General features: G+C 47.4%; 3 protein-coding genes. All 3 read right to left on the reverse strand.

What is annotated here, in order from left to right; translation table 11 throughout:
* The coding region (locus ACN0IC_RS15165) for a DUF7033 domain-containing protein (protein ID WP_416879594.1) at positions 1–600 on the reverse strand (600 nt) is incomplete at its 3' end.
* Between the two features lie 136 nt (positions 601–736).
* Positions 737–1,717, reverse strand: coding sequence for a GNAT family N-acetyltransferase (locus tag ACN0IC_RS15170; protein ID WP_041332450.1), 981 nt, complete (start codon positions 1,715–1,717; stop codon positions 737–739).
* Positions 1,718–1,829: 112 nt separating this feature from the next.
* On the reverse strand, positions 1,830–2,010 hold a 181-nt coding region (locus ACN0IC_RS15175; RefSeq protein WP_416879595.1), incomplete at its 5' end, for a hypothetical protein.

The following is a 2,010-nucleotide window of genomic DNA, read 5'->3' on the forward strand; positions in this document are numbered from 1 at the left end:
GCCACCTACAGTACGAAGCAGGCGCCGTGGCTTCTGAAATGCATACCGGGCCGGGCTATCTACATCATGGGAAACCTTCACCTCAAAGTTATGCTTTTTGAGTTCGAGTTGTGGCCACACACGCTGAATGATCTGTCCCAGTATATTTAGCCATTCATCAACTATTGGACGCTCGAGATAGTCATGCTGGAAGGCGTGGGATGAGGTCGCCGGGAAACGGTAGTGGTTGTCGAGATCTTTTCTCCCTATTTCTTCTTTGCGGGTGAGCATCCAGTAGGTCAGGCCAATTATGTCAAAGTGAACCCTTGCTTCCCTATGGGAATAGTCTACTAGCGGCAAAGAGAGCTTATGACTGCCTGGTGCAGGAATCTTCGAATCAATGCATACAACAAAGCCCTCGGATTCTGCATCCCAGTGATCAACTGGAAAACCTGAACTAGACTGATGAAACATCGGCTCAAGTCGATCAAAAATTACTCGCCCCAAACGTTCTGGCATATTTAAAACCAATGAATCTTCTGCCTCTTTTAGAGAAAATTGGGCACCAAAGCGCTCGAAAAATAATGTCTCTAACCAAAGGAGTGCGTTTTCCGTATACATTAGTAGACTAACCTACGCTGCTTTGAATGCTTACTCTTGTGGGGCATCGGAGTCCAATTGAAATGCTTAGTTTTCACAGACGACGTAGAAACCTGAACCATTGAATTTGATTATGCACTAAGGACCAACATTGGATTTACGGCGCTTTGCGAAGAATCTCGCGCATACAAAACCCGGCCTGGAGAAATCTAGAATCTGTGCGCTCTACGCTAAAGTAAGGTACCTGCATAGCGCCAAATGCCCTAAAGAAGCGCTCAACAGGCTCTAACATGGAACCTTCAAAGTCATAACGTATTGCGTACTTTGATGCTTCTTGAATCGCCGACCAGACACAAAGACTACCTGCACCGCTTTGTCGAAGGTCGGGATCATATCCATTCAGCAATTGATACGCAGTGTCGCCCTCCCAAACAATGTAAGTTCCGGCATGAAGCTTTCCCTCTGCATCCTCGCCTAAGATAATCGCTCTTTTATTTACTGCGGCGGCAGACTGATCAAGGCTGTGAAGAAACTGCTCGGAATACGGAAGTGGTTTACCCTGTCGTTCAAAGGTCTTGCGCAATACTGGAATGAGTTCCCCAATATCTTCACTAATTCGAGTGCGAACCCCGAACCTTGTTTCGGCTTTTCGAATATTCCCGCGAATATCCCTCTGCAACCCAGACCAAAGCTCCTCACTATTTGAGATGTCGGGCAAAACATAGGTGTACCGCGTACTCTGCTTATATCCACGCCAATGAAAGGGCAACCAGTTCGAACGCGCACTATCCCAGCTCTGTCGATACCAGTCGAACGGCGGTAACCCGTCGGCGAGAGCACCGAGAATATCTTTCTCCATCGCCAGTGCATTGGCATATTTGGCGTTACTCGGGCGCACCCAGGGACCAAGGGTCTGAGTCAATCGTGGTTGAGTTAGTAATTTTTTACCCCAGAACTTAGACCAAACATAAGGAAGCGAGCCGACGATCTCATCATTTTTCAGTGCTAACACGGCACTCCAATTCTGTGGGCCGGCAACTGCATCAAGCCACCATGCCTGAGAAAACAGGGGAATCGTTAAACACTCTGAACACAGAGCTCGGTACCGGTCGCTGGAATCCAAAACATTTAGATCCATGGACCACCCCTCCTATATTTCTCTGCGGTGGGAGTTTCGCTATAAAGCATCCGATACAATGATGCCAATAATCGATTCCTAGCAACCCGTTCTTCGCTTATAACCAACCTGCTCACAAATGCTCCCTAATGACCGAAATTATGTTCTCAATTTCGCTAACTTTCATTTTCTGGTGAATAGGTATATCCATCCAGCAACTCGTTACCTGATTTGCGTTTGGGGCCGACTGAGGCGTATTACCGGTGATCAATTCGGGCCAGTTAAAATTACCAGCTCGAATCCCCCTTTTACAC

The organism is Litorimonas sp. (assembly GCA_029936425.1).
Lineage (GTDB): Bacteria > Pseudomonadota > Alphaproteobacteria > Caulobacterales > Maricaulaceae > Litorimonas.

What these genes read in the sequence shown, in the direction of transcription:
- ACN0IC_RS15170 (WP_041332450.1), bottom strand. Translation starts at nt 1,717, where the DNA reads ATGGATCTAAATGTTTTGGATTCCAGCGACCGGTACCGAGCTCTGTGT.